Genomic DNA, 6,858 nt, shown 5'->3' on the forward strand with positions numbered 1-6,858 from the left:
CACCCCAACCCCTCCCCTCAAGGGGGAGGGGCTTTGGGCCGGTGGGCTTGGTATCATCGAGATCATACCCCGCCTGCTCCAGAGCCATCAGCATCCTCACCGTAGATTCCGGGGCGTCGTAGCCGACGCCGTTGGCGAGGCGGCCGTCGCGGATGGGGTAGTTGGAGAGGATGATGGCGATGCGGCGGTCAGAGCGGGGGGTGGCGCGGAGGCGGGCCCAGTTGAAGGCGAGGGTGACGGCGCGGGAAATGCCGTCGGGTTCGGGAGCATAAGCGGAGAGCGGGCACTGGGTGCGGGCGTGCCAGACGGCATCAGCCTTGTGGCCGACGAGAATGCCGCCGATGCGGCCATCGACTTCGGGCATGACCAGATACATGGCCATGTCCTTGGAGGAGAGCCCCTGCGGATCGGCCAGCCATTGCTCGCGGGAGCGGCCGGACTGGATGAGCTGGATCACCGGCGCATCGGTGCCGGCAAAAGGATTTTGGGCCTCGGAGAGGTCGGCGACGCCCAGGGCAAAGGCGGTGAGGTTGAAGATGGCAGCGGGCGGGAAGGCGGCGAGCGTCTGTTGCACGAAGCGGATGCAGGAGGCGTCCTTGAGCGAGGAGACCACAACCGGTACCGGGGCTAGGCTGCGGGCTTCGAGCTCGGCAATCAGGGCTTCGAGCGTGGCGGTGCCGGCGCCTTCCAGCGCGGCGCGGTAGAAGAGAATGGGGATGCGGGAGGCTGCTTCGGCAGGAGCCGGTCGACCCCCACCCTCAATCCCTCCCCTCAAGGGGGAGGGAGGCGCAGGAGCCGTGTGCACGGAATGCAGGCTGGCTTCGTCAGTCATGCCGGTTTGGGGGTGCCAGAGGCCGAAGCGGGGGAAGGGATGGGGCTGAAGCGTGCCCAAGAAGGCCCCCACACCCCGCGGCGATGCAGCCGACCACTCCCCCAGAGGGAGATGTGCAGAGGCGGCGAGCGCAGAGAATGCTGCAAGGATTGCATCGGCGTTTTCGGGGCCGCCGGCGATGAAAAAGGCGTGGAGAGCGGTCCAGTCGTCGGGGGAAATCGTGGAACGGGATTGCAGGATGGGGTCGGGATTGGCGTCGCCGGGGAGGAGGACCAGCGGGATGCGCTTATTGGTGCAGAGGGCGCTCAGTTCGTCGACGCCATATTGGAAATAGGCGGCGCCGCCGATCAGGCGGAGGACGACGAGGCGCGCATGGGCGACGGTCTGTTCCAGCCACATATCGACGGAGAGATTATTGGAGAGGCGCAGGGTGTTGGCGAGACGGAGATCGTCCTCCCCTGCCCGGTCGGCGGCAGCGGCGAGCATGGCCAGTTCGCTATCGGCGGAGCTGGCGAAGATATAGGCGCCCGGCAACTGGGCGAGGTCGATGGCCTCGCCTTCCTGCTGGATGGCACCGGCCTGGGCGGAGAGCAGGTGCATTAGCGGGCCTCGACAAGCGAGGATGGGCGGAATTGTACAGGCATCGCGGCGTTGGAGGGCGCAGCACCCCCACCCCAACCCCTCCCCTCAAGGGGGAGGGGCTTTGGGCTGGCGTCTTGGGCAGCATGGTGTCGCATGCACAGAATCGCCCCCTCCCCCTTGAGGGGAGGGATGGGGTGGGGGTGCTGCAAGCAGAACATGCGCAGGATCCTAGGCCGGGACCGGCTCGGAGCGGCGGAGGCTTTCGACGATCGCGTCGCGATCCAGCGGGCTTTCGCCGATGACGACGAGGGAGGTGACCTTGGCTTCGCCAGGCTTCCATGGACGGTCAAAATAGGCGGTGACACGGGGGCCGACGGCCTGGATGGCGAGGCGGGCGGCGGCGCCGGGGATGGCGGCAAAGCCCTTCAATCGCAGCACGTCATGGGCCTTGATGGTGTCCTCGATGGTGGCCAGCAGGTCGTCCTTGCCCTTGATGGCATCGAGGGTGAGCGAGAAGCTGTCGAAATCATCGTGCTCGTGGGTTTCGCCGCCATGTTCGAGCTCATGATGGCTGGGGCGGTTGGCGATGTCATCTTCCGAGGACATGCCCATGCCCAGCAGCGCGGCGATATCGACATGGCCATTGGCGGCGCGGACAATACCGACGCCGGGGCGCAGTTCGGCGCGGATATTCTGTTCCACCTTTTCGAGCATGGCCGGATCGACCAGGTCGGTCTTGTTGATGATGATCATGTCGGCGGCGGAGAGCTGGTCCTCGAACAGTTCGCCCAGCGGGGTCTCGTGGTCGAGCATTTCGTCCTGGCGGCGCTGGGCGTCGACGGCGGCTTCGTCACTGGCGAAACGGCCCTCGGCGAGAGCGGCAGCATCGGCGACGGTGACGACGCCATCAATGGTGACCTGCGCCTTGATTTCGGGCCAATTGAAGGCGCGGATCAGCGGCTGGGGCAAAGCGAGGCCGGAGGTTTCGATGACGATGTGATCGAACTTTTCGTCGCGGGCGAGCAAAGCCTGCATGGTGGGGATGAATTCATCGGCCACGGTGCAGCAGATGCAGCCATTGGAGAGCTCGACCATGTCCTCTTCGCGGCAGGTTTCATCGCCGCAACCGGCCAGAATGTCCTTGTCGACGCCGAGATCGCCGAATTCGTTGATGATCAGGGCGATGCGCTTGCCCTTGGGGGCGTGGGCCAGCATGTGGCGCACCAGCGTAGTCTTGCCGGCGCCGAGAAAGCCGGTGATGACGGTGGTGGGGATTTTTGCGGTCATGGACGTGGGGTCCTTAAAATATGGGGCGCGCCGCATTGGGACGACGCGCCGGAAGACAGGGCAGGATCAGGCGAAAAGGCGCGGGATGACGAGGCCGGTACGGGCGAGGCCGCGGGCCAGCTTGGCGCCGGCGAGAACGGCGAGATCGACCAGCGGCTCGAGCAGGACCACCAGCATGTAGGCGCCACCGAAGGTGACGATATCGGTGAGGTTTTCTGCACCAAAGCCCTGGCCATAGAGGGCCCAGAAGGCCACCCAGAGCACCACGCCGCCCTGATAGGTCGCCGAGAGCGCCAGGGCCTGGCCGTAGCGAAGATCGACATAGGGTGTATTGGCCGGAATGATGCGATCCGCCAGGAATTTGATGGCCACCAGCGGGGCGATCAGCGTCGTGACATTGGCGAAATATTGCGGCAGGTCGAAGGGCGCGAAGAACAGCCCCTGGATCAGCAGACCCAGCGCCAGGCCGATGGCGGCCGGGGCGGCGCCGAAGATCAGTAGCAGGGTGGAGCCGAGGATGAGGTGCACCTCGCTGACACCCACCGCGTAATGGGGGAAGACTTCGAAGAAGCAGAAGACGGCGCCGGTGGCGAGCACGGTCCGCGCCAGCAGCGAGACCAAGCCGCGCTCGCGCAGCGTGTCGGCGGCGAACTTGACGGTCATGGCACCGGCGGCAGCGGCGGTGGCATAGGCGAGAAGCATCTTCTCGGGGGAAACGAGATCGGGTTCGATATGCATCGGACTGGTTCCGGAACAGGAGGGCGATGAGGAGCGGGAACGCCGGCGCGTGAACGCGGGACATTCATGGGGCAGCGCAGCCCCGACGGGATTTACCCTGACGGCGTAATCATCGTGCCTCCAGCTGTCCCACCGACAGTCGAGTGTTCAGTCAGAGGTTGGCAGGTCTCCTGGCTCACGGGTCACCGTGCGTCCCAGCCTTCCCGGTCTCTTGCGAAACCAGTGGCGTCCTGGGGGCACTCGCCGCTTACAGTTGCGGGGGCAGCCACGGATTCGGTCCCTGATGGGTACGCCTCACCGTGTTCCCTTTTGATCCCCTTGCCACTCCGGGCGCAGAGAACCAACCTATGGGGCAGTGTTAAGCGCAGCGGGCGGCCGGGTCAATATTCGGGCTGGGGCAGCGCATCGGGCCAGGCATAGCCCACCGAGAGGACACCGACGCGGGTATCGAGCTTGGCCAGGAGCGGCTCGTCGCTGGGGACCTGCACTTCGCCTGCTATGGCTGTGACGTCGAGATCGGCGGGGTAGTCCTCCTCGGGGGAGAAGCGGATGGAAATGTAGCAGCCGCCCTCCTGCTCGCCGGCCAGGGTGCCGGATTCGATATTGGCGTAGCCGCCATAATCCCACCAGAAGCCGCCGACGATGAAGGGCTGGCCATTCAGCGCGACGACATCGGCGACGCTCATGCCCAGCTTGACGCCGCCGGGCGCGGCCTGGCTGGGGGAGAGCTCGACATAGGAGAGGTAGGTGAGGTTCTCGTCGTCGAACCAGCCGAACTCCATCTTGCGCTCGGGATCGTCGGGATAGACGGTGGTGGCGATCATCTCGATGCCTTCGGGGCCATAGACCATGCCGGTGACGACGTTTTCGGCGCCGAAGGTTTCCTTGACCAGCGCCTCATTGCTTTCCGGCCCATAGACGCCGGCGCAGGCGAGAGTGTCGGAATCGGCGGCCTTGACCTTGTCCTTGGCCGCCACCGGAGCGGCGGCAAGAAGGGCGGTGGCCAGGGCGATGAGCGAAAGGCGGGCGAGCATGACGGGGATCTCCTCGGGGTGCGGCTATTGTGTCGCAAGCGGTGTTCGCCCGCAATTGGCGACTCGGCGTATGAACGGGGCCTGAAGGAGCAATTTTGCGATGAAGCCGATCAAATTCGACCGCGACGAAACCAAGGCCATCGTCGCCGAAATCCAGGACTATTTCCGCCTGGAGCTGGACCAGTCGATCGGCGCCATTCCGGCGGAAATGCTGATGCAGTTTTTTGCCGAGAAGATGGGCGCCTATTTCTACAATCGCGGGCTGCATGACGCCCAGGCGCTGGTGCGCAAGAAGATCGACGATGTCAGCGACGAGATCTTCTCGCTCGAGCGGCCGACCAAGGCGCGCTGAGCAACAGGCGCAGGGCTGCCTGTCGTAAATTCCGCTTTTCCGCCGTCCAAGGAGTGATAAAAGGCGCGACCGGCCCAGAGGCCGGTTTGCGCAGGAGGAAGCCTTGGGCTTCAACGTTCCGACCCTGGCCCCAATCGGGCTGTTGATCGCTTCCAACGTCTTCATGACCTTTGCCTGGTACTGGCACCTCAAATTCCACAGCGCGGCGCTATGGGTGATCGTGCTGATCAGCTGGGGCATCGCCTTTTTCGAATATTGGCTGGCCATTCCGGCCAATCGTATCGGCTACCAGGTCTATTCGGCGGCGGAACTCAAGACGATACAAGAGGTGATTTCGCTCAGCGCCTTCGCGCTGTTCGCGGTGTTCTATCTCGGCGAGAAGCTGACCTGGAACCACGGGGTGGGCTTCGCCTTTATCGGGCTCGGCGCATTTTTCATTTTCAAGGGCCCGCTGAAATAGGGCGCAGTTTTCGCACTATGCGGGGTGTCACAACTCACTTGGGTCGTCACCCTCGGGCTTGACCCGAGGGTAATTCACAACCCGGCATCACATTCTAGTGCAGAGCCCTCGGGTCGAGCCCGAGGGTGACGCGCGGTGGGGCCGAGAGTGCATGCCGATCACCCCCAGGCGGGGAACGGGTCGGGCAGTTTTGACCAGGCTTCGGGGGTGATGGTGCGGGCGGGGACCAGGCAGGCATCGAGGCGTTTGCGGATGTCGGCCTCGTCCATCGGGTCGGTACCGATAAAGACGATTTCCTGGCGGCGATCACCCCAGATCGGGTCGAGATAGGGCGCCATGGAATCGCGCCATTCCTTGTTGTCGGGCCAGTGCTGCGGCGGCACGGAGGCCCACCACACACCACGGCGCTGCGTCCGCACCAGAGCGCCGGCCTGGCTGATCTCGCCCACGTGATGCAGACGGGTCGCGAGCCAGAAGAAACCCTTGGCGCGGATGACGCCCGGCCATGACGAGTTGATGAAGCGGTGCAGCAGCAGTGGGTTGAAAGGCTGGCGTGCGTGATAGACGAAGGACCGCACGCCATATTCTTCGGTCTCGGGGACATGATCCTTGAAGCCGTTGAGCTCCTTGAACCAGAGCGGGTTGGTTTCGGCCACTTCGAGGTTGAACAGACCCGTATCGAGGACGTCGTCGAGCGCTACCTGGCCGAAATCGGTCTCGATGATGCGGGCCGAAGGATTGAGCGCCTTGATGATGGTGCGCGCCGCATTGCGGTCGGCTTCGGTGGCGGTCGAAATCTTGTTGAGCACCACCACGTCCGAAAATTCGATCTGCTCCACCAGCAAATCGACGAGGCTGCGCTCATCGCCCTCCCCGGCCGTTTCACCACGATCGCGCAAGAAGTCATGCGAGGCGTAGTCCTTGAGCAGATTGGCGCAATCGACCACAGTCACCATGGTGTCGAGCCGGGTGAGGTCGGAGAGCGAGAAGCCGCGTTCGTCGCGGAAATCGAAGGTGGTGGCAACAGGCAGCGGCTCGGAAATACCGCTCGATTCGATCAGCAGATAATCGAAGCGGTCTTCGGCGGCGAGACGGGTCACCTCGGCCAGAAGGTCGTCGCGCAGGGTGCAGCAGATGCAGCCATTGGACATTTCCACCAGGGTTTCCTCGGTGCGGCTGAGATTGGCGCCACCATCGCGAACCAGAGCGGCGTCGATATTGACCTCGCTCATGTCGTTGACGATGACCGCGACCTTGCGGCCCTCGCGATTGTTGAGGACGTGATTGAGCAGTGTGGTCTTGCCGGCACCGAGAAAGCCGGAGAGGACGGTTACGGGAAGTTTGCGGGGCATGATTGGGGAGCCTTGGGAGTGTGAAATGCTGACGACCTCACGGCTTTCGCCTACCTCCCCCTGGGGAGCAGTGTTCACTTTGGGCGTTCTGCAATCTGGCTAGGTGTCCTTTCGCCTCCCTCCCCCTTGAGGGGAGGGATTGAGGGAGGCGCAGGCGCGCCTGGTCCGCCAATTGCTGTCTGAGGCCCATGGGGTGGAGGAAGAGGCGGTCGCCATCGAGG

General features: G+C 64.1%; 7 protein-coding genes and 1 riboswitch. Of the genes, 2 read left to right on the forward strand and 5 right to left on the reverse strand.

Going from position 1 to position 6,858, the window contains the following annotated elements; all coding sequences use genetic code 11:
- The 4 genes from DEVEQU_RS19365 to DEVEQU_RS19380 all read right to left on the reverse strand — a co-directional run.
- A partial coding sequence (locus DEVEQU_RS19365) for a cobaltochelatase subunit CobN (protein ID WP_206437896.1) occupies nt 1–1,432 on the reverse strand: 1,432 nt, incomplete at its 3' end.
- Nucleotides 1,433–1,642: 210 nt separating this feature from the next.
- Nucleotides 1,643–2,701 (reverse strand): cobalamin biosynthesis protein CobW, encoded by a 1,059-nt coding sequence (cobW, locus tag DEVEQU_RS19370; protein WP_126152255.1) that lies wholly within the window; start codon nt 2,699–2,701, stop codon nt 1,643–1,645.
- A 66-nt stretch (nt 2,702–2,767) separates the two neighbouring features.
- Nucleotides 2,768–3,439, reverse strand: coding sequence for an energy-coupling factor ABC transporter permease (locus DEVEQU_RS19375; protein ID WP_126152256.1), 672 nt, complete (start codon nt 3,437–3,439; stop codon nt 2,768–2,770).
- 143 nt (nt 3,440–3,582) lie between these two features.
- Nucleotides 3,583–3,799, reverse strand: a riboswitch (cobalamin riboswitch).
- Between the two features lie 20 nt (nt 3,800–3,819).
- Nucleotides 3,820–4,473, reverse strand: a complete 654-nt coding sequence (locus tag DEVEQU_RS19380) for a hypothetical protein (RefSeq protein ID WP_126152257.1) — start codon at nt 4,471–4,473, stop codon at nt 3,820–3,822.
- A 100-nt stretch (nt 4,474–4,573) separates the two neighbouring features.
- On the opposite strand from DEVEQU_RS19380, the gene DEVEQU_RS19385 reads away from it, so the two are divergent.
- Together DEVEQU_RS19385 and DEVEQU_RS19390 are read left to right on the forward strand one after the other, a co-directional pair.
- The gene (locus DEVEQU_RS19385; RefSeq protein WP_126152258.1) at nt 4,574–4,825 is read left to right on the forward strand and encodes a DUF2164 domain-containing protein; all 252 of its coding nucleotides are present in this window, start codon (nt 4,574–4,576) and stop codon (nt 4,823–4,825) included.
- Nucleotides 4,826–4,928: 103 nt separating this feature from the next.
- Nucleotides 4,929–5,285, forward strand: a complete 357-nt coding sequence (locus DEVEQU_RS19390) for a DMT family protein (RefSeq protein ID WP_126152259.1) — start codon at nt 4,929–4,931, stop codon at nt 5,283–5,285.
- Nucleotides 5,286–5,443: 158 nt separating this feature from the next.
- On the opposite strand, the gene DEVEQU_RS19395 is transcribed toward DEVEQU_RS19390, so the two are convergent.
- Nucleotides 5,444–6,637, reverse strand: coding sequence for a GTP-binding protein (locus DEVEQU_RS19395; RefSeq protein WP_126152260.1), 1,194 nt, complete (start codon nt 6,635–6,637; stop codon nt 5,444–5,446).
- Nucleotides 6,638–6,858: the final 221 nt, after the last annotated feature.

The sequence above is a fragment of the Devosia equisanguinis genome, assembly GCF_900631955.1.
Taxonomy (GTDB): domain Bacteria; phylum Pseudomonadota; class Alphaproteobacteria; order Rhizobiales; family Devosiaceae; genus Devosia; species Devosia equisanguinis.

Excerpts from the sequence above, each read along its gene's own strand:
- cobW (WP_126152255.1), bottom strand. The coding sequence starts at position 2,701 with ATGACCGCAAAAATCCCCACCACCGTCATCACCGGCTTTCTCGGCGCC.
- DEVEQU_RS19375 (WP_126152256.1), bottom strand. The coding sequence starts at position 3,439 with ATGCATATCGAACCCGATCTCGTTTCCCCCGAGAAGATGCTTCTCGCC.
- DEVEQU_RS19380 (WP_126152257.1), bottom strand. The coding sequence starts at position 4,473 with ATGCTCGCCCGCCTTTCGCTCATCGCCCTGGCCACCGCCCTTCTTGCC.
- DEVEQU_RS19385 (WP_126152258.1), top strand. The coding sequence starts at position 4,574 with ATGAAGCCGATCAAATTCGACCGCGACGAAACCAAGGCCATCGTCGCC.
- DEVEQU_RS19395 (WP_126152260.1), bottom strand. The coding sequence starts at position 6,637 with ATGCCCCGCAAACTTCCCGTAACCGTCCTCTCCGGCTTTCTCGGTGCC.